Source organism: Streptomyces sp. NPDC001108 (assembly GCF_053598535.1).
On record NZ_JBSFKL010000002.1, the window covers coordinates 68,751 to 87,423 of the forward strand.

Annotated in this window: 17 protein-coding genes; 6 read left to right on the forward strand and 11 right to left on the reverse strand. The window is 71.9% G+C overall.

Annotated features, from left to right (window positions below; all coding sequences use genetic code 11):
- Positions 1-92: 92 nt before the first annotated feature.
- Entirely contained in the window at positions 93-731 is a 639-nt protein-coding gene (locus tag ACWC97_RS05140) for a helix-turn-helix domain-containing protein (RefSeq protein WP_352277353.1), read from the forward strand.
- A 21-nt stretch (positions 732-752) separates the two neighbouring features.
- Here ACWC97_RS05140 and ACWC97_RS05145 read toward each other — a convergent pair whose 3' ends face one another.
- Positions 753-1,730 carry a helix-turn-helix domain-containing protein gene (locus ACWC97_RS05145; RefSeq protein ID WP_450647559.1) on the reverse strand — a complete coding sequence of 326 codons (978 nt, stop codon included), beginning with the start codon at positions 1,728-1,730 and terminating at the stop codon, positions 753-755.
- Between the two features lie 241 nt (positions 1,731-1,971).
- On the reverse strand, positions 1,972-2,997 hold the full coding sequence (locus ACWC97_RS05150; RefSeq protein WP_352277259.1) for an ATP-dependent 6-phosphofructokinase: 1,026 nt from the start codon (positions 2,995-2,997) through the stop codon (positions 1,972-1,974).
- Between the two features lie 249 nt (positions 2,998-3,246).
- Between ACWC97_RS05150 and pta the strand changes: the two genes are divergently transcribed.
- The 3 genes from pta to pyk all read left to right on the forward strand — a co-directional run bounded on the left by pta (position 3,247) and on the right by pyk (position 8,211).
- Positions 3,247-5,322 (forward strand): phosphate acetyltransferase, encoded by a 2,076-nt coding sequence (pta, locus tag ACWC97_RS05155; protein ID WP_450647561.1) that lies wholly within the window; start codon positions 3,247-3,249, stop codon positions 5,320-5,322.
- Positions 5,323-5,329: 7 nt separating this feature from the next.
- Positions 5,330-6,706 (forward strand): acetate kinase, encoded by a 1,377-nt coding sequence (locus ACWC97_RS05160; RefSeq protein ID WP_352277256.1) that lies wholly within the window; start codon positions 5,330-5,332, stop codon positions 6,704-6,706.
- 74 nt (positions 6,707-6,780) lie between these two features.
- Positions 6,781-8,211, forward strand: coding sequence for a pyruvate kinase (gene pyk / locus ACWC97_RS05165; RefSeq protein ID WP_352277254.1), 1,431 nt, complete (start codon positions 6,781-6,783; stop codon positions 8,209-8,211).
- 68 nt (positions 8,212-8,279) lie between these two features.
- Here the strand turns inward: pyk and ACWC97_RS05170 are convergent, their stop codons facing one another.
- The 4 genes from ACWC97_RS05170 to ACWC97_RS05185 all read right to left on the reverse strand — a co-directional run bounded on the left by ACWC97_RS05170 (position 8,280) and on the right by ACWC97_RS05185 (position 12,424).
- Positions 8,280-9,563 carry a hypothetical protein gene (locus tag ACWC97_RS05170; RefSeq protein ID WP_450648179.1) on the reverse strand — a complete coding sequence of 428 codons (1,284 nt, stop codon included), beginning with the start codon at positions 9,561-9,563 and terminating at the stop codon, positions 8,280-8,282.
- The gene (locus ACWC97_RS05175) at positions 9,553-10,107 is read right to left on the reverse strand and encodes a DUF6114 domain-containing protein (protein ID WP_385215192.1); all 555 of its coding nucleotides are present in this window, start codon (positions 10,105-10,107) and stop codon (positions 9,553-9,555) included. Before ACWC97_RS05175 ends, ACWC97_RS05170 begins: the two co-directional genes overlap by 11 nt.
- A gap of 94 nt (positions 10,108-10,201) precedes the next feature.
- Positions 10,202-10,855 carry a DUF6230 family protein gene (locus tag ACWC97_RS05180; protein ID WP_352277251.1) on the reverse strand — a complete coding sequence of 218 codons (654 nt, stop codon included), beginning with the start codon at positions 10,853-10,855 and terminating at the stop codon, positions 10,202-10,204.
- A gap of 600 nt (positions 10,856-11,455) precedes the next feature.
- Positions 11,456-12,424, reverse strand: coding sequence for a tetratricopeptide repeat protein (locus tag ACWC97_RS05185; protein ID WP_352277250.1), 969 nt, complete (start codon positions 12,422-12,424; stop codon positions 11,456-11,458).
- Positions 12,425-12,741: 317 nt separating this feature from the next.
- Between ACWC97_RS05185 and ACWC97_RS05190 the strand changes: the two genes are divergently transcribed.
- Both ACWC97_RS05190 and ACWC97_RS05195 read left to right on the forward strand, forming a co-directional pair.
- A complete protein-coding gene (locus tag ACWC97_RS05190) occupies positions 12,742-13,371 on the forward strand; it encodes a TetR/AcrR family transcriptional regulator (RefSeq protein WP_352277249.1) in 630 nt (209 codons plus the stop codon).
- A 279-nt stretch (positions 13,372-13,650) separates the two neighbouring features.
- The gene (locus ACWC97_RS05195) at positions 13,651-15,048 is read left to right on the forward strand and encodes a glycosyltransferase family 39 protein (protein ID WP_352277248.1); all 1,398 of its coding nucleotides are present in this window, start codon (positions 13,651-13,653) and stop codon (positions 15,046-15,048) included.
- Positions 15,049-15,086: 38 nt separating this feature from the next.
- Here the strand turns inward: ACWC97_RS05195 and ACWC97_RS05200 are convergent, their stop codons facing one another.
- The 5 genes from ACWC97_RS05200 to ACWC97_RS05220 all read right to left on the reverse strand — a co-directional run bounded on the left by ACWC97_RS05200 (position 15,087) and on the right by ACWC97_RS05220 (position 18,660).
- Positions 15,087-16,787, reverse strand: a complete 1,701-nt coding sequence (locus tag ACWC97_RS05200; RefSeq protein WP_352277247.1) for an acyl-CoA mutase large subunit family protein — start codon at positions 16,785-16,787, stop codon at positions 15,087-15,089.
- A gap of 97 nt (positions 16,788-16,884) precedes the next feature.
- On the reverse strand, positions 16,885-17,217 hold the full coding sequence (locus ACWC97_RS05205; RefSeq protein ID WP_352277246.1) for a DUF3817 domain-containing protein: 333 nt from the start codon (positions 17,215-17,217) through the stop codon (positions 16,885-16,887).
- A gap of 108 nt (positions 17,218-17,325) precedes the next feature.
- On the reverse strand, positions 17,326-17,835 hold the full coding sequence (locus tag ACWC97_RS05210; protein ID WP_352277349.1) for a MarR family winged helix-turn-helix transcriptional regulator: 510 nt from the start codon (positions 17,833-17,835) through the stop codon (positions 17,326-17,328).
- Between the two features lie 184 nt (positions 17,836-18,019).
- Positions 18,020-18,313 carry an MTH1187 family thiamine-binding protein gene (locus tag ACWC97_RS05215; protein ID WP_352277245.1) on the reverse strand — a complete coding sequence of 98 codons (294 nt, stop codon included), beginning with the start codon at positions 18,311-18,313 and terminating at the stop codon, positions 18,020-18,022.
- Positions 18,310-18,660, reverse strand: a complete 351-nt coding sequence (locus tag ACWC97_RS05220) for a DUF3817 domain-containing protein (RefSeq protein WP_352277244.1) — start codon at positions 18,658-18,660, stop codon at positions 18,310-18,312. The genes ACWC97_RS05215 and ACWC97_RS05220 overlap by 4 nt, the downstream gene beginning before the upstream one ends.
- Between the last annotated feature and the right edge of the window lie 13 nt (positions 18,661-18,673).

An 18,673-nucleotide genomic window follows, 5' to 3' on the forward strand; every position in this document is an offset into this window, starting at 1 on the left:
TCAGGCAACGCCTTGACTCCTACCGTGGGGCCGTGCCTCCCTCCCCGCCGTTCAACGCCCCCGCCGCGCGCCGGCTGCGCGAGGCCCTGGGGATGCTTCCCGGCCATGTCGCGTACGGCCTCGCGGCCCAGTACGGGCTCCGGATCGAGACCGGGACGGTGGTCGCCTGGGAACGCGGCGAGGCCGCGCCCAGCGCGTACGAACTCACGGCGCTGGCCGGGGTGTTGTGGTGCTCCCCGGACGAACTCCTCACCGCCGCGCGCACCCTGCGCGAGCACCGGACGGCGCGGCGGCTGAGCGCGGAGGAGCTGGCCCGGCTGGTGGGGGTGGGCACCTCCGCGTATCTGCGGATGGAGGAGGCCGGGCGCTGGCGCGGCAACGAACGCCAGTCGGCGGCGCTCACCGAGGCGCTGGGGCTGACACCGGCCGGTTTCGTATCGGTGTGCGGCCGGGACGAGGAGCTGGCCCAGGCGCTGCGGGCCGCGGTGACCACGCGCTGGCAGGCGCAGCTGCGGGCGGTGGCGAAGCTGGTGCCGCTGGAGCGCGGAGCCCTCCAGGACGTGCTGGAGGAGCTGCACTCCGACTACCAGTCGCTGATGGTGTCGACGCTGAGCTGGAGCAGTACCGGCGAGGAGCGGCCCGGGACGACGGGCGACGCGGGGCGGGAGTTCCTGGCGACGGTGCTGGAGCGGTTCTGGCGGGCGGCGGAGACCCCCGGCCCGAAGGCATGACACCGCCTCCGCCGTAAGGGGTCAGCCGGCGGCCACCGGGTCGAAGGAGAACACCTTGCCCCGGTCCGGCCCCGCACAGCCCGTCTGCACCAGCTTGGCGCCGCGCTCCGTGCTCCGGCCCTCCGTGCCGACACAGAGCCGGGTGTGGGCGGGGACGATGCGGTAGCCCTGGACCGGGGTGCCCACGGGCCGGATCAGGAACTCCTCCGCCCTGCCGCGCAGCCCGCACTCCTGGTCCTGGAGCGGGGCCCCGGCGTCGGGTGCCCCGTCGACGACACCGGTGCAGCCCTTTCCGTAGTCCGGGTGGTCGGTCACGATCCGCCAGGTGTCGTCGCCCAGCGGCTGGAGCGAGAAGGCGGGGACCGTCTCCTGCCCGCACGCCACCTGGTACAGCCAGCCGAGCCGCGTGCCCCGTTTTTCGGAGAAGCAGAGCCCGGAGTCGACGGAGCGCAGTTGCACCGTCCGCCCGGCGACCGGGCCGGAGACGGGGCCGCCCGGGCTGCCCCCGTCCGGAACGAGCAGGGCGGCCGTGACTCCGGCGGCGGCGAGCACCACGGCCGCCACGACGGCCGCCACCAGGGCGCGGGGGCGGCGCCGGGGTGCGCCAGGGCCGGGGAGCGGCACGGTCGGCGGCTCGGCGGGGGGCGCGGCGGGATCTTCGACGGAGGCGGACGGGGCGTTGTCCGACGGGTCCGCGGCGCCGGCGCGGGGTCGGCGGGCGGCGAGGTCCGCGCGGACGTCGAGCCAGTCCCGTACGCCCTCGGGGCCGAGGCCGCAGGCGCGGACGAAAGCGGCCAGCAGCTCCTCGCGCGGGACCGAGTTCCGGGCCAGCATGTTGGCGATCGTGGAGCGGGGCAGCACCTCACCGGCCGCCTCGGCGCGCTGCGCCAGCTCGCGGAAGGTCAGCCCGGAGGCGTCCTTCAGGGCCCGCAGCAGGGCGACGAACTCCGGCGCGCCGTGCGCCTCCCGAGGGTCCGGAGCCCTCTCCTCGACCGCCATCCGCCGCGCCCCTCCCCCGTGTCCCGTGCCCGGACAGGACTGGGACATGTCCGGGACAGGGGCAAGCCTTGTTGATCGGCCCCGGCTGCTCAAGAGTGTTTCTGGCACCGCGCCCCGCCCCGGACCGGCCGTCCCGGCGGGCGCGGACACCGGGAGGAACGCCGAGCGGCTCCGACCGTCCACGGGGGGACGGTCGGAGCCGCTCGGCCGGTACGGGGCGGCGCGCCCCGTACGGGTGGGGTCAGAAGACCGACTCGGCCTCCTCCATCCGGTCCAGCGGAACCGTCTTGAGCTGCGTGATCGCGTCGGCGAGCGGCGCCATCACGATGTCCGTGCCGCGCAGCGCCGTCATCCGGCCGAAGTCACCCCGGTGGGCGGCCTCGACCGCGTGCCAGCCGAAGCGGGTGGCGAGCACCCGGTCGTACGCGGTCGGCGTGCCGCCCCGCTGCACATGGCCGAGAATGACCGGCCGGGCCTCCTTGCCGAGCCGCTTCTCCAGCTCGATGGCCAGCCGGTTGCCGATGCCCTGGAACCGCTCGTGGCCGTACTGGTCGATCTCGCCCTTGGCGTACGGCATGGAGCCCTCGGCCGGGTGGGCGCCCTCGGCCACGCAGATGACGGCGAACTTCTTGCCGCGCGCGAAGCGCTCCTCGACCATCTTCACCAGGTCGTCGACCTCGAAGCGGCGCTCGGGCAGGCAGATGCCGTGGGCACCGCCGGCCATGCCGGACTCCAGCGCGATCCAGCCCGCGTGCCGGCCCATCACCTCGACGACCATGACCCGCTGGTGCGACTCGGCGGTGGTCTTGAGGCGGTCTATGGCGTCGGTGGCGACGCCCACCGCGGTGTCGAAGCCGAAGGTGCGGTCGGTGGCGGAGATGTCGTTGTCGATGGTCTTGGGGACGCCGACGACGGGCATCCCGGCGTCCGACAGCATCCGGGCGGCGGTCAGGGTGCCCTCGCCGCCGATCGGGATCAGCGCGTCCATGCCGTAACGGCGGCTCAGCTCGGCACAGTTCTCGGCGGCCTCGCGGAGCCGGTCGCGCTCCAGGCGGGCCGAGCCGAGGATGGTGCCGCCACGGGCCAGGATGCCGCTCACGGCGTTGAGGTCGAGGGGGCGGAAGTGGCCGTCGAGGAGCCCCTTGAACCCGTCCTCGAAGCCGATGACCTCGTCCCCGTGGCCCACCACGGCGCGGTGCACGACCGAGCGGATCACTGCGTTCAGGCCCGGACAGTCGCCGCCTGCGGTGAGAATTCCGATGCGCATCGTGCTGTGTCTCCTGCTCACTAGTGCCGTGCCGCGTCGGGGGACGTGCGGATACCCCCCTTGCCCTGAGCCACGGCGATTGTCCCACGAGAGGTCTGGACCTTGCGTCCCCGGCCGCCCGGCGGCTCCCCCGGGCCGCTTCCCGCGCCGCTCCGGGACCGGTTCTCCCGGCGGGCGGCGGATCGGGGCCCGCGGGTATCGTCAACATGGCAATACCATCCCAAACCGCGGACCGACGGGAGAACACGCGTGACGCGCAGCGTGTACGTGACCGGGATCGACCGGGGAGACGGCCGTCAGGTCGTCGATCTGGGTGTCATGGAGCTCCTGGCGCGTCAGGTGGACCGGGTCGGCGTCTTCCGCCCGCTCGTGCACGACGGACCCGACCGGCTCTTCGAGCTGCTGCGTTCCCGCTACCGCCTCCCCCAGGACCCCGATTCGGCCTACGGGCTCGACTACCACGAGGCGTCCGCCCTCCAGGCCGAGCAGGGCACCGACGAGCTGGTCTCCCGGCTGGTCGACCGGTTCCACAAGGTGGCCCAGAAGTACGAGGTGGTGCTGGTCCTCGGCACCGACTTCGCCGCCACCCAGCTCCCCGACGAGCTGGCGCTCAACGCCCGCCTGGCCAACGAGTTCGGCGCCTCCGTGATCGCGGTGGTCGGCGGGAAGGGCCAGACCGCCGAGTCGGTGCGGGCCGAGACCCGCAACGCCTTCCGGGCGTACGCCGGGCTGGGCTGCGACGTCATCGCGATGGTGGTCAACCGGGTGGCGGCACAGGACCGCGACGCCATCGCGGACCGGCTGACCGCCACCCTGCCCGTCCTCTGCTCGGTGCTGCCCGACGACGCGGCGCTCTCCGCCCCGACCGTCGCCCAGATCACCGCGGCGCTCGACGGCACGGTGCTGCTCGGCGACGACTCGGGGCTCGCCCGGGACGCGCTGGACTTCGTCTTCGGCGGCGCGATGCTGCCCAACCTGCTGAAGGCGCTGACACCGGGCTGCCTGGTGGTGGCGCCCGGGGACCGGGCGGACCTGGTCGTCGGCTCGCTCGCCGCGCACAGCGCGGGCACCCCGCCCATAGCGGGGGTGCTGCTGACCCTCGACGAGCGCCCCGGCGAGGAGATACTCACGCTGGCCGCGCGACTCGCACCGGGCACCCCGGTCGTCTCGGTGGCCGGCGGCTCCTTCCCCACGGCGGGCCGGCTCTTCGCCCTGGAGGGCAAGCTGAACGCCGCGACGCCCCGCAAGGCGGAGACCGCGCTCGGGCTCTTCGAGCGCCATGTGGACACCTCGGCGCTGCTGGAGCGGATCTCGGTGGCCCGCAGCGGCCGGGTCACCCCGATGATGTTCGAGCACGAGCTGCTGGAGCAGGCCCGGGCCGACCGGCGCCGGGTGGTCCTGCCGGAGGGCACCGAGGAGCGGGTGCTGCGCGCCGCCGACGTACTGCTGCGGCGCGACGTCTGCGACCTGACCCTCCTCGGCGAGCCCGACCTCATCCGCAAGAAGGCCGCCGACCTCGGCATCGACCTGGCCGACACCCAGATCCTCGACCCCCAGCGCTCCGAGCTGCGCCGCACGTTCGCCGAGCGGTACGCCCAGCTCCGCGCGCACCGCGGGGTCACGGTGGAGCTGGCGTACGACGTCGTCGCGGACGTCAACTACTTCGGCACCCTGATGGTCCAGGAGGGACTGGCCGACGGCATGGTCTCCGGGGCCGTGCACTCCACGGCGGCGACGATCCGCCCGGCGTTCGAGATCATCAAGACGAAGGAGGAGGCGTCGATCGTCTCCTCGGTCTTCTTCATGTGCCTGGCCGACAAGGTGCTGGTGTACGGGGACTGCGCGGTCAACCCGGACCCGGACGCGGAACAGCTCGCCGACATCGCGGTGCAGTCGGCCGCCACCGCCGCCCGGTTCGGGGTGGATCCCCGGATCGCGATGCTCTCGTACTCGACGGGCACCTCGGGCTCGGGGGCCGACGTCGACAAGGTGCGCGAGGCGACGGAGCGGGTCCGGGCGAGCCGGCCGGACCTGCGGATCGAGGGCCCCATCCAGTACGACGCCGCGGTGGAGCCGAGCGTCGCCGCGACGAAACTGCCGGGCTCGGAGGTGGCGGGCCGGGCCACCGTGCTGGTCTTCCCGGACCTGAACACCGGCAACAACACGTACAAGGCGGTGCAGCGCTCGGCGGGCGCGGTGGCGGTCGGGCCGGTGCTCCAGGGCCTGCGCAAACCGGTCAACGACCTGTCGCGCGGCGCGCTCGTCCAGGACATCGTCAACACCGTGGCCATCACGGCGATCCAGGCGCAGGGCAAGGAGCAGTGAGGAACGGATGACCGCCCCGACCACCGAGAACCCGGGCACCGGGACCACCGAGGAGGGTGCCGCCGCGGACCCCGCCGGGGCGGGCGCGTACCGCGTGCTGGTGCTCAACTCCGGCTCCTCGTCGGTGAAGTACCAACTGCTGGACATGAGCGACCGGACCCGGCTCGCGGTGGGGCTGGTGGAGCGGATCGGCGAGGAGACCTCGCGTCTGGTGCACACCCCGCTGCTGGGCGGCGGCGGCGAGACCCGCGAGCGGACCGGCCGGATCGCCGACCACGAGGAGGCGCTGCGGGCGGCGGCCGAGGAGCTGGCCGCCGACGGGCTCGGCCTGGACTCGCCGCGGCTCGCGGCGATCGGCCACCGGGTGGTCCACGGCGGGCTCCGGTTCACCGAGCCGGTGGTGATCGACGACGCGGTGCTGGAGGAGATCGAGCGGCTGGTCCCGGTGGCCCCGCTGCACAACCCGGCGAACATCACCGGGATCCGCACCGCGCGGGCCCTGCGGCCGGACCTGCCGCAGGTGGCGGTCTTCGACACGGCCTTCCACACGACGATGCCGGAGTACGCGGCCCGGTACGCGATCGACGCGGAGACCGCCGACGAGCACCGCATCCGGCGCTACGGCTTCCACGGCACCTCGCACGCGTACGTCTCCCGCAAGGCCGCCGAGCTGCTGGGCCGCACCCCCGAGGAGGTCAATGTCATCGTGCTCCACCTGGGGAACGGCGCCTCGGCCTCGGCGGTGGCGGGCGGCCGGTGCGTGGAGACCTCGATGGGGCTGACGCCGCTGGAGGGGCTGGTGATGGGGACCCGTTCCGGGGACGTCGATCCGGCCGTCACCTTCCATCTGATGCGGGTCGCGGGGATGTCGGCGGACGAGGTCGACGTGCTGCTCAACAAGCGGAGCGGTCTGGTCGGCCTCTGCGGCGACAACGACATGCGGGAGATCCGGCGCCGGGTGGACGCGGGGGACGAGCGGGCGGCGCTGGCCTTCGACGTCTACGTGCACCGGCTGAAGAAGTACATCGGCGCCTACACGGCGGTGCTGGGCCGGGTGGACGCCGTGGTGTTCACCGCGGGGGTCGGGGAGAACTCGGCACCGGTGCGGGAGGCCGCCGTCGCCGGCCTGGAGGAGCTGGGCCTGGCGGTGGACGCGGGTCTGAACAACGCGCGGTCCGGCGAGCCCCGGCTGATCTCGCCGGAGTACGCGCGGGTCGCGGTCGCCGTGGTGCCGACGGACGAGGAGCTGGAGATAGCGGTCCAGACCTTCGCACTCGTCGGGCCGGGCGGGAAGGCCGCCGGAGGGCCGGGCGCGGTGCCCGCCGGGCGGCCGGGCGGGGACGTCGGAGGGCCCGGCGGGGGCGTCGGAGAGGTCCACAACTGAGCGCCCCCGCGCCCCTTTGTATCTTCCACCAGACGGAATATTCCGTAGCGAAACAAACCGATAGGATCCGCCTCATGCGCCGTTCCAAAATCGTCTGCACACTCGGTCCCGCCGTCGACTCCCACGAGCAGCTCGTCGCTCTGATCGAGGCCGGCATGAGCGTGGCCCGTTTCAACTTCAGTCACGGCAGCCACGAGGAGCACCAGGCCCGGTACGACCGGGTCCGCCGGGCCGCCGCCGAGACGGGCCGGGCGGTCGGTGTCCTCGCCGACCTCCAGGGCCCGAAGATCCGGCTGGCGAAGTTCGCCGAGGGCCCGGTCGAGCTGGTCCGCGGTGACGAGTTCACCATCACCGCCGAGGACGTTCCCGGCGACAAGTCGATCTGCGGCACGACCTACAAGGGGCTGCCCGGCGACGTCGCCAAGGGCGACCCGATCCTGATCAACGACGGCAACGTCGAGCTGAAGGTCGTCGCGGTCGAGGGCCCCCGGGTGCGGACGATCGTCATCGAGGGCGGTGTCATCTCCGACCACAAGGGCATCAACCTGCCCGGCGCGGCGGTCAACGTCCCGGCCCTGTCCGAGAAGGACGTCGATGACCTGCGGTTCGCCCTGCGGATGGGCTGCGACCTGGTGGCGCTCTCCTTCGTCCGGGACGCCGACGACATCAAGGACGTCCACAAGGTGATGGACGAGGCGGGCCGCCGGGTCCCGGTCATCGCCAAGGTGGAGAAGCCGCAGGCGGTCGAGCACATGCAGGAGGTCGTCATGGCCTTCGACGGTGTGATGGTGGCCCGTGGCGACCTGGCCGTGGAGTACCCGCTGGAGAAGGTCCCGATGGTGCAGAAGCGCCTGGTGGAGCTGTGCCGGCGGAACGCCAAGCCGGTGATCGTGGCGACCCAGATGATGGAGTCGATGATCACCAACTCGCGGCCGACCCGCGCCGAGGCGTCCGACGTCGCCAACGCGATCCTGGACGGCGCGGACGCGGTCATGCTGTCGGCCGAGTCCAGCGTGGGCGCGTATCCGATCGAGACGGTCAAGACGATGGCGAAGATCGTCACCGCCGCCGAGGAGGAGCTGCTCTCCAAGGGTCTCCAGCCGCTGGTGCCGGGCAAGAAGCCGCGTACCCAGGGCGGTTCGGTGGCCCGTGCCGCCTGTGAGATCGCGGACTTCCTGGACGGCCGGGCGCTGGTCGCCTTCACCAAGTCCGGTGACACCGCCCGCCGGCTCTCCCGCTACCGCGCGGCCCAGCCCATCCTGGCGTTCACCACGGACGAGTCGACCCGCAACCAGCTCGCGCTGAGCTGGGGCGTCGAGGCCCACATCGTCCCGCACGTGGACACCACCGACGCGATGGTCGACCTGGTCGACGGCGAGCTGCTGAAGCTCGGCCGCTACAACGAGGGCGACACCATGGTCATCACGGCCGGTTCGCCCCCCGGCATCCCCGGCACCACCAACATGGTGCGGGTGCACCACGTCGGCGGCGGCGCCCGCGACTGACACCCCCGGCGAACGACGGCGGGCCGCACTCCCCCTCGGGAGTGCGGCCCGCCGTGTTCTCCGTACGGTCAGTTCCCGCCGGTGAGGTAGTTGTGCAGCCCGGGGACCGTGAGGGTGCCGCCGAACTGGCCGGCCTGCGTGACCTTGACCTTGGTGAAGATGGCAAAGGGCACGTTCAGCGGGGGCGGCGACTGCGGGCTGAACGTCACCGGGATGAGGCCGAAGAGATTGCCCTTCAGCTCCTCGGTGTACATCGTCACCTCGCCGTCGCGGATGGTGGACTTGGAGCCCTTCCGCGCCTGGACATGGGCCGTCGTCCCGGCCGGGCCGACGGTCTTCTGGTGGAGGTTGTCGATGTCGATCGAGCTGGCGGTGAACTTCAGCACCTTCTTGACGGTGCCGTTGTACGTCTCCACCTCGACGATGCCCTTGTAGTCGAGCCCGCTGAGGGTGAGCGCCGAACTCTCCAGGATCCACGGGTCGTCCGGGAGGAGCGGGACGCCCGTGTCCTGCTTGGCCGCGGCCAGCGCCTCGGCGTCGAGGGTCGGGCAGGGGAAGGGCTTCTTCGCCCCGTCCGGGATGTCCTCGTCCTTCTTCGCGTCGAGGCCCTTGACGCTGTCGTCGAGCTCCTCGACCGTCTTCCCGGCCCTGCCGGCCGCCTCGCGGATGGCGTCGGCGGTGCTGTCGGCCGTCCGCTTCGCGGCGTCCGTGCCGTCCGAGGACTTCGGAGCCTGCTTGTCGGCGGGCTTCTCCGCGCTCTTGGACTCCTCCGGCGCGGGGGCCCCGGTGCTCGCGTCGGGGGACGGGGTCTCCGCGTCCTTGTCCGGGATGCCGAAGAGGTCGCGCAGCGCGTCGCCGACGCCCAGCGGGTCGAGCGGGTTCTTCGACTTCGTCGGGGTGGGCGAGGCGCTCGGCCCGGGGGCGTCGGACTCGACGGACTTGGCCGCGGGCTTCACCGCGTCCCCGGCGGCCGGGGTCGTGGCGGGCTCCGGGGCCGTCGCGTCGTCCTTCTTCCCGGCACCGGCACCGGACGTGGCGGCATCGGTGGCGGACGGGGACGGAGACGTCGTCTTCGAGGCGGACGGCGAGGGCGACTCGGCCGGCTCGTCGGAGCGGGTGACGCAGGGGCCGGGCGCGAACGGGATGTCCGGGTTGTCGTCGGCCAGCGCGAGCTTGGGAGTGAGCCCCATGCCCACGAAGACGGCCGTCGGCATGGCGGCGAGCGCGAACGCTTTGCCCGCCGGGATGTGCAGCTTCGTCAGCAGCGACTTCCGGGGGGCCGCGTGGCGCGGTCCGCTCCTGGCGCCGGGGCGGTCCCCGGCCGAGTTCAGTTGCGTCTCGTCACCCCGCACGGCGCCTCCCGCCATCGGCCTCGACTGTCGTGTCGTACTGCTCCGGCTGCTGTGGCACCGCCGCCGTGGTGTGGAACTCGGGTCCGGGCGCCTGCGTCCCGGCGCCGGTCACCCCGGCCTCCTCCGCCGCCGTGTCCTCGGCCACGGGCTCGCCCGGGGCCCACGAGATGGAGAGCGCGCCGCCCAGCAGGGAGAACAGGAAACCGACCAGGAAGCCGCCGATGTTGGCGACCGGAATCGAGATCAGCGCCAGCAGGATCGCGGCGACGCCCGCGAACACCCTCACGATGTGGTGGAACCACATGGTGAGCCCCAGCGTTATCAACAGGACCCCGATGATCAGGGACCCGGCACCGGCGGTCGTGGACATCGCCAGTGTGACGTTGCCGAGGTGCATGTTGGCGTACGGGAAGTACGCGATGGGAAGGCCACCCGCCATGGTGAACAGGCCCGCCCAGAACGGCCGATTACCCCGCCAGGTGCGGAATGCGCGCCAGAACACGCGGAGGTAATGCTCGTTCTGCCCTGTGGACTCGGGGCTCATGAAAGACAGCTCCCTGGAACCGGTACTGCTGTGAGAAGTGAAAGGGTGGGTGGCCGGAGTGCGTTCGGGAACGCCCCGGCCACCCGGCGGGTGCCTAGTAGCACTCCTTGACGCCACTGTGCAGCCGCAGGCTCAGGTTGCTGAGCTTGAACGTGCCGGCCGTGGTCGCCCACGCCGTCTGCTTCACGTTGGTCAGCGTGGCCTTCTCGGCGCGCTGCGCGAAACCGTTCGGGTTCGCCTGGGTGCGGGGCTGGATGCCGATCGAACCAGGCTTGTTCGGGTCCTTGAGGGCACCCGCGGCAACGCCGATGTCGATGTTCTTGAACGACGCGTCGGCGTCGAGCTCGGCGACATCGAGGTACAGGTTGGTCGCCTTGACCGGCTTCTTCGGGTTGGTGCCCGCGTTCAGCTGAAGCGTGACGGTGCCGAGGCCGAACGGCAGGTTCGGCGTGACCACCGACTGGCACATGTTGGTGATCGTGGCCTTGCTGAAGCCGGACACGGCGACGGCGTGGGCCCCGTTCTTGCCCTCGGGGTCCATACCGGTGGCGACCGACCCGTACTGGACGAAGTCCTCACCGACGAGCTTGTCCGCACGCACCTTGAAGCTCTGGCCGGACACGCTGAAGGACGCCGCGAGGGCACCCTGCGCGAGACCGACACCCACCGCCGCGGTCGCGACGACGCTCGGCACCATGACCAGAGCGAAACGCTTCCATCTGGTGCCGCCACGAACCTGGGAACTCATTGTTTTCCTCCTTCTCGGACGTACATCTCCGGTCCGGGCCTGGGCCCGTCCTGGGATGGGAGAAGTGCTACGTCCTCGGAAAGGAGAGCGCCCGCGGACGGAGGCAGGAACCGCGTCCGAATCACCGGCGATCACCCCCGAGCGACAACCACCGGCCGCGCGTGTGCGCGGCCTGTTTCGGACAGGCCCTGCCGGACGACAGGAACCCCCCTGTCCGGAGCCGGCGCCAATGCCACCGGCCCACCCGGTGGGGACCAACGGAACCGCCCGCGCCGACTGGTGGTCGGGCCGGCGTCATTGGACCGAGCGTGGCCGATCGTGGTCCATTCACGCCCGTGACACAAGGGGGTTCGTTACTCGCTAGTAACGGCCCGATAACCCTCGCTCGACCGCCTGATACCGCCCGGCCACACAGGGTGGCTCCGAATCGGACGCCAAAAGGGGGCAAGGGCGGGTGGATGCGGACAGACGTCCGCGCACGATTTACTACGAGTAACAGGCCGCCGCTTTATCAAGATTTGGTAAAGCGGCGGCATCTCTTGTCGTCCGTCCGCGAAAACGGCCGCGATTCCCGGGCGGGAACCGCGGCCGCTTGTCACATCAGAACAAGACGCGTGCCAGCGCCGTCCGCGCGGCCATCACTCGCGGGTCGTCCGGGCCGATCACCTCGAACAGTTCCAGCAGCCGCACCCGCGCCGTGTTCCGGTCGTCCCCGAAGGTGCGCCGCACCGTCTCGACGAGCCGGCCGAAGGCGTCCTCGACATGACCGCCGACCAGATCCAGGTCGGCCGCGGCGAGTTGGGCCTGCACATCGGCCGGATTCGCGGCGGCGGACTCGCGGACCCGCTGCGCGTCCATCTCCTTGACCCGGGAGAGGAGTTCGGCCTGGGCCAGGCCGAGCTTGGCCTCCTCGTTGGCCGGATCGTCGGACAGAACGTTCTTGTACGCCTGGACGGCACCGGCGAAGTCGTCCGCGTCCAGCGCCTGTACGGCCGAGGCCAGCAGGGCGTCGTACGGGCCGGCCGGCACCTCGGCGGGCTCCGGGGCCCCGGCGGCGTCCTGGTCGACCGCGATGCCGGTGAGACCGAAGCGCTCCTCGCCGACCTGGATCAGCTGGTCCAGGGTCTGCCGGATCTGGGCCTCGGGGGCCACGCCCTGAAAGAGCGGGAGGGCCTGTCCGGCGACGACGGCGAAGACCGCCGGAATGCCCTGGATGCCGAACTGCTGCATCAGCATCTGGTTGGCGTCGACATCGACCTTGGCCAGCACGAAGCGGCCGTTGTACTCACGGGCCAGCCGCTCCAGGAGCGGGCCCAGCTGCTTGCACGGCTCGCACCACTCGGCCCAGAAGTCGATGACGACCGGCACCTCGGCGGAGCGCTGGAGGACATCGCGCTCGAAGCCCGCCTCGTCGACATCGATCACCAGGGCGGAGGGCGGTACGGCACCGCCGCCACCCTGCCGGGCGGCCTCGGCACGGGCCTGCTCCGCCTTCACCTTGGCCTCGCCGGCCGCCTTCACCGCGGCGAGGTCGACGACGCCGCTCATGGACATGTTCCTAGGCTGCATGCGTACATCCTCCCCCCTCGGTGCGCCGATCCGGAAAGCGATACCGGAACCGGGCCCGTCCGGCCGCCCCGCCGGTGTGCGGGACGCGCGGACAGACACGGCCCTGGGCCCCTGAAAGGCCCTGTGCGGCACCGGGTCCCCACCCGGAGCCTGTGGCTGTCGTTCGGTCGCGGCGTTCACGACGGCACGACCGTCGTCCTTACGCTACGACCCGTAGCGTAACTGTCCCGCCCCCTTCGCGCACAGGTGCGACCGGTGATCTGTCTCACGCCTCCCGGGGCCGGTCCGTCGTACTTACTCACCGGTATGGTCGCGGCATGCCGAGCCCCGCCCGCCCCGAACCCCCTCGAACGGGACGCCCTCGCAGTGCCGCCGCCGACGAGGCGATCCTGGAGGCGACCCGGGCCTCCCTGGTCGATCTCGGCTGGTCGAAGCTGACGATGGGCGATGTGGCGGCGCGGGCCGGGGTCGCCAAGACGACCCTGTACCGGCGGTGGGCGGGCAAGAACGAGCTGGTCGTGGACGCCGTCGCGGTCCTCTTCGACCAGCTGGAGCTGCCGGACCTGGGCAGCCTGTCGGCCGATGTGCAGGCGGTGGTCCTCCAGTTCGCCGCGCTGCTGGACCGGCCGGAGACCCGGACGGCGCTGATGGCGGTGGTCGCGGAGTCGACCCGCGACGAGGCACTGCGCCACCGGATCCGAGGCTCGATCGTCGAACGGCAGAAGCGGCTGGTGCTCCAGGGTCGGCAACGGGCCCAGCGGCGCGGGGAGTTGCCCGTCGAGAAGGACGCGGAGACCGCCGCGACCACCGCCGACCTGATCTTCGACGTGATCGCGGGCGCGGTGGTGCACCGGACGCTGGTGAGCGCCGAGCCCGTCGACGAGGACTGGGCCCGGCGTTTCACCGTGCTGCTGCTGGCGGGGCTGGGGGCGGCGGCGGCCCGGTAGACCGACGCCGTTCCCGCGGGAGGCGGGCGGCCGTCCGGGGCAACCGCGAGGGCCCCGATCACGTCCGCCCCCATGAGAGCCGCACCCCGTCCCCGCGCCTCGTGTCCGGTGGGGGCGACCCCTGTCCGCCCGCCGCCACGGAAGCCCCTCTTGATACCCACGCCCCGTACCCCGCGCCCGTCCTCCCGTGCCACTTCCACTTCCACGGGAACCACAACGCCGTCCGCCCGGCTCCCGGCGGGCGGACCGCTCCGCCGGGGACCCGTCTGGGCGGTACCGGTGCTGTGGACCGTCGCCCTCGGGCTGTGGGGGCTCTCGCGGCAGGACAGCGTGTGGCGGGACGAGGCCGCGACCTGGCAGGTCGCCCAGCGCTCCACGGCCGAGATCTGGCACATGCTCGGGAACATCGACATCGTGCACGGCTGCTACTACCTGCTGATGCACGCGCTGTTCGAGTGGTTCGGCCCCGGCACCACCACGCTCCGGCTGCCCTCGGTCCTCGCCATGGCGGTGGCGGCGGGCTGCGTGGCGGTCATCGGCCGCCGACTGGCCGGTCCGTGGGCGGGCCCGGCCGGAGGGATGGCCCTCGGGCTGCTCCCGGCCGTGCAGTTCCACCTCCAGGAGGGCCGGCCGTACGCGCTGGTCGCGGCCGGGGCCGCGCTCTCCACCCTGCTGCTCGTGACGCTGCTCCAGGGCGACGGGCGAACGCCGCGCTGGGTGGCCTACGGCGCCGTCGTCGCGCTGTGCGGGCTCCTGAACTGGCTCTCGCTCCTGATCCTCCCGGCGCATCTGGCGACCCTGGTCCGGAGCCGGGCCCCCCGCCCGGTGCTCGGGCGCTGGGCCGTCGCGGCCGGGTGCGCGACGGCCTGTGTGCTGCCGCTGATCCTCTTCAGCCGGACCCAGTCCTCGCAGGTCTCCTGGATCCCGCCGCTGACCTGGCACATGCTCATCGCTCCGGCGGTCCTGCTGGCGATCGGCGGGAGCTGCGCGCTGCTGGACCGGCCCCGGGAGGGCCGGCTGTCGGTCGCGGCCGTCGCGCTGCCGCTGCTGGCGGTCCCGCAGCTCGGTCTCGTCGCGGTCTCGCTGGTCCGGCCGCTGTTCCTGGACCGGTACGTCCTCTTCAGCCTGCTGGGGCTGGCCCTGCTGATCGGCACCGCGGTCGCGGCGGCGGCCCGGGCGGTGCGGAGCCGGTACCCGGCGGCGGCGGGGGCGGTCCTTCCCCTGACGCTCGCGGTGGCGATGGCGGCCCTGCTCCCCCAGTCCCTGGCCAAGCGGTCCCCGTCGAGCCGGGTGGACGACGTCCTGGCGGTGTCCGCGGAGGTGCGCCGGCTGAAGAGGGCCGGGGACGCGGTGGTCTTCGTGCCCTCGTTCCGCCGGGACACCAGGGCGGTCTCCCCGGACGCCTTCTCCGGTCTGCGGGACATCGCCCTGGAGCGGAGCCCGGAGGAGTCCGGGACGCTCGGGGGCGTGGAGAAGAAGCCGGACCGGATCCGTGCGGCGCTGCTGGCCCGGTGCCGCGTACTGCTCGTCACGGACGCGCCCCGGGCGGCGCGCCCGCCTGCCACCGAGCGGGACCGGACGAAGAGCTCCGTGCTGCGGAAGCACTTCCGGGCCGTGGCCGACGCGCAGGTCCGCGGCCGACGGGTGACGGTGTACGAGAGGTGCCCGGCCGGCTGACCCGGCCGGGCATCCCGGGCCGCCGGGCCCGGTACGGATCAGAAGCCGGGCGGCTCCGTGTAGGTGCCCCACTCGTCGCGCAGCACACCGCAGATCTCCCCGAGGGTGGCCTCGGCGCGGACCGCGTCGAGCATGGGGGCGATCATGTTGGAGCCGTCCCGGGCGGCGGCCAGCATCGCGTCCAGCGCGGCCTTCACCCGGGCGTCGTCGCGGGCCTCCTTGCGGGCGGCGAGGACCCGGACCTGCTCGCGCTCGACCTCGTGGCTGACCCGCAGGATCTCCAGGTCGCCGGTGACCGAGCCGTGGTGGACGTTGACGCCCACGACGCGCTTGTCGCCCTTCTCCAGCGCCTGCTGGTAGCGGAAGGCGGACTCGGCGATCTCGCCGGTGAACCAGCCGTCCTCGATGCCGCGCAGGATGCCGGAGGTGATCGGGCCGATGGGGTGCTGCCCGTCCGGGTGGGCCCGGGTGCCGCGCTCCTTGATCTGGTCGAAGATCTTCTCGGCGTCGGCCTCGATGCGGTCGGTGAGCTGCTCGACGTACCAGGAGCCGCCCAGCGGGTCGGCCACGTTGGCGACGCCGGTCTCCTCCATCAGCACCTGCTGGGTGCGCAGCGCGATCTCGGCGGCCTGCTCGGAGGGGAGGGCGAGGGTCTCGTCGAGGGCGTTGGTGTGGAGCGAGTTGGTGCCGCCGAGGACGGCGGAGAGGGCTTCCACGGCCGTGCGCACGACGTTGTTGTACGGCTGCTGGGCGGTGAGCGAGACCCCGGCGGTCTGGGTGTGGAAGCGGAGCCACTGCGCCTTGTCGGTCTTCGCGCCGTAGACCTCCTTCATCCAGCGGGCCCAGATCCGGCGGGCGGCGCGGAACTTGGCGATCTCCTCGAAGAAGTCGAGGTGCGCGTCGAAGAAGAAGGAGAGGCCGGGCGCGAAGGTGTCGACGTCGAGCCCGCGGGAGAGGCCGAGCTCCACGTAGCCGAAGCCGTCGGCGAGGGTGTAGGCGAGCTCCTGCGCGGCCGTCGCCCCGGCCTCGCGGATGTGGTAGCCGGAGACCGAGAGCGGCTTGTACGCGGGGATGCCCCGGGCGCAGTGCTCCATCAGGTCGCCGATGAGGCGCAGATGCGGCTCGGGCTGGAAGAGCCACTCCTTCTGCGCGATGTACTCCTTGAAGATGTCGGTCTGGAGCGTGCCGTTGAGCACCGCCGGGTCGACGCCCTGGCGCTCGGCCGCGACCAGGTACATGCAGAACGTCGGGACGGCCGGTCCGCTGATCGTCATCGACGTGGTGACGTCGCCGAGCGGGATGTCCTTGAAGAGGACCTCCATGTCGGCGGCGGAGTCTATGGCCACGCCGCAGTGGCCGACCTCGCCGAGTGAGCGGGGGTCGTCGGAGTCGCGCCCCATCAGCGTCGGCATGTCGAAGGCGACGCTGAGGCCGCCGCCGCCCGCGGCGAGGATCATCTTGTACCGCTCGTTGGTCTGCTCGGCGTTGCCGAAGCCGGCGAACTGGCGGATGGTCCAGGTACGGCCCCGGTAGCCGGTGGGGTGGAGCCCTCGCGTGAAGGGGTACTCACCGGGCCAGCCGATCCGCTCGAAGCCCTCGTACGCGTCCCCGGGGCGGGGGCCGTAGACGGGCTCGACCGGATCGCCGGAGAGCGTGGTGAAGTCCGCGTCACGCTTGCGGGCCTTGTCGTAACGGGCCTGCCAGCGGAGGCGGCCTTCCTCGATCGCGTCAGCGTCCATACGATCGAATTTACTAGGACGTCCTACTAAATGTCGATGGGAAACCGCCCGGCGCTTCGCGCGGGGCGGTTTCGGGGGGTCCGGAGCTCCGGGCCGGTCAGGCCTTGGCGGTCGCCGGGGCGGCGTCGGCGATCAGCGGCTCGACCTCGCGGACGACCTTGCGCTCGACGAAGAACGCGGCCGTCGGGATCGTGCCGGAGATCAGCACCCAGAGCAGCTTGCCCATCGGCCACTTCGCCTTGGAGCCGAGGTCGAAGGCGAAGATCAGGTAGATGATGTAGAGGACACCGTGGATCTGGGAGACGACGAGCGTCAGGCTCTCACCGGTGTCGAAGCCGTACTTGAAAACCATGCAGGTGCAGAGCACCAGCAACATGACGGCGGTGACGTAGGCCATCACCCGGTACCGGGTCAGCACACTGCGTTTCATGGCATCGAGCCTAACCGGACACCCGGGGCGATCTTGCGGCGGGCCGGTCTCTCGAAGCGCCGTTCTACGCCCCGTGTTTCCCCGGCTACGCCCGCCCTTCCCCCGGGGCTACGACTCCTCGAAATCGTGCGCCGCCACCCGCAGCGGACGCAGCAGCGCGAAGATCTCCGCGCACTCCTCGGCGTCGTACACCCCGAGCCCGAACTCCATGGCGACCAGATCCTCGGTCGCCGCCTCGACGACCTCGCGGCCCTTGTCGGTGATGGAGGCGAGGGTGCCGCGGCCGTCGTTGGGGTTGGGGCGCTTGTCGACCAGGCCGGAGCGGACCAGCCGGTCCACGGTGTTGGTGACGGAGGTGGGGTGCACCATCAACCGCTCGCCGATCTTGGACATCGGCAGCTCACCGGCCTTGGAGAAGGCGAGCAGCACCAGCGCCTCGTACCGGGCGAAGGTCAGCCCGTACGGCTTGACGACCGCGTCGACCTCGGCGAGCAGGATCTGCTGGGCGCGCATGATCGAGGTGATCGCCCCCATCGAGGGGACGGGGCCCCAGCGCTGCCGCCAGATCTCGTCGGCGCGGGCGATGGGGTCGAAGGGGAGGCTGAGCGGCTTCGGCACGGCATCGACCTTACCCACTGGTCATATGCTGGTCAGCTTCGTCTCGAACTTCGGTCCGAATAACGCGGGATCACCCGGGCCGCACCGGAACGAGAAAGCCGCGAAAGCGGACGAGCCCCGCAGAAGGGGGCTCGTCAGGGGGGTCGGGTGCGGAATACCGGTGCGCGATACCGGTGCGCGGACGTCAGTGCGCGAGGTGGCGCTCGACCGTTTCGACCTTCGAGGTCAGACCGTCGGTGACACCGGGGCGGATATCGGCCTTCAGTACCAGGGAGACGCGTCCGGCGCGGGCCTCGACGGCGGCGACGGCGCGCTTGACGACGTCCATGACCTCGTCCCACTCCCCCTCGATCGAGGTGAACATCGCGTCCGTGCGGTTGGGCAGGCCGGACTCCCGGACGACCCGGACGGCGTCGGCGACGTACTCGCCGACGTCCTCGCCCACGCCCAGCGGGCTGACCGAGAAGGCGACGATCATGCGCCGACCACACCCTCGCGGCGGGCGCGGGCGGCGATGACGCCGTCGGCCTCGTACCGCTTGAGCACCTTGTCGCCGTAGAGCCCGCCGAACGGCAGGACCGCGAGCAGGAAGAAGAAGGCGATGCGCTTCAGCGGCCACTTGGTCTTCGACCAGACGTCGATCAGCAGGACGGCGTAGATCACGAAGAGCACACCGTGCAGCATGCCGAGCGGCATCATCAGGAAGTCGATGTCCGAGATCCGGCTGAGGACCGAGCCGAAGAGGATCAGGGCCGGGAAGGAGAGCGCCTCGGGAACCGAGATGAGGCGCAGCCGGTGCAGGGCGGTAGCGGTCTTGACGTCCACGGGGGCACCTTCG

Coding starts and splice junctions, on each gene's coding strand:
- ACWC97_RS05140 (WP_352277353.1), top strand. CDS start 93: ATGCTTCCCGGCCATGTCGCGTACGGCCTCGCGGCCCAGTACGGGCTC.
- ACWC97_RS05145 (WP_450647559.1), bottom strand. CDS start 1,730: ATGGCGGTCGAGGAGAGGGCTCCGGACCCTCGGGAGGCGCACGGCGCG.
- ACWC97_RS05150 (WP_352277259.1), bottom strand. CDS start 2,997: ATGCGCATCGGAATTCTCACCGCAGGCGGCGACTGTCCGGGCCTGAAC.
- ACWC97_RS05160 (WP_352277256.1), top strand. CDS start 5,330: ATGACCGCCCCGACCACCGAGAACCCGGGCACCGGGACCACCGAGGAG.
- pyk (WP_352277254.1), top strand. CDS start 6,781: ATGCGCCGTTCCAAAATCGTCTGCACACTCGGTCCCGCCGTCGACTCC.
- ACWC97_RS05175 (WP_385215192.1), bottom strand. CDS start 10,107: ATGAGCCCCGAGTCCACAGGGCAGAACGAGCATTACCTCCGCGTGTTC.
- ACWC97_RS05180 (WP_352277251.1), bottom strand. CDS start 10,855: ATGAGTTCCCAGGTTCGTGGCGGCACCAGATGGAAGCGTTTCGCTCTG.
- ACWC97_RS05185 (WP_352277250.1), bottom strand. CDS start 12,424: ATGCAGCCTAGGAACATGTCCATGAGCGGCGTCGTCGACCTCGCCGCG.
- ACWC97_RS05190 (WP_352277249.1), top strand. CDS start 12,742: ATGCCGAGCCCCGCCCGCCCCGAACCCCCTCGAACGGGACGCCCTCGC.
- ACWC97_RS05200 (WP_352277247.1), bottom strand. CDS start 16,787: ATGGACGCTGACGCGATCGAGGAAGGCCGCCTCCGCTGGCAGGCCCGT.
- ACWC97_RS05205 (WP_352277246.1), bottom strand. CDS start 17,217: ATGAAACGCAGTGTGCTGACCCGGTACCGGGTGATGGCCTACGTCACC.
- ACWC97_RS05215 (WP_352277245.1), bottom strand. CDS start 18,313: ATGATCGTCGCCTTCTCGGTCAGCCCGCTGGGCGTGGGCGAGGACGTC.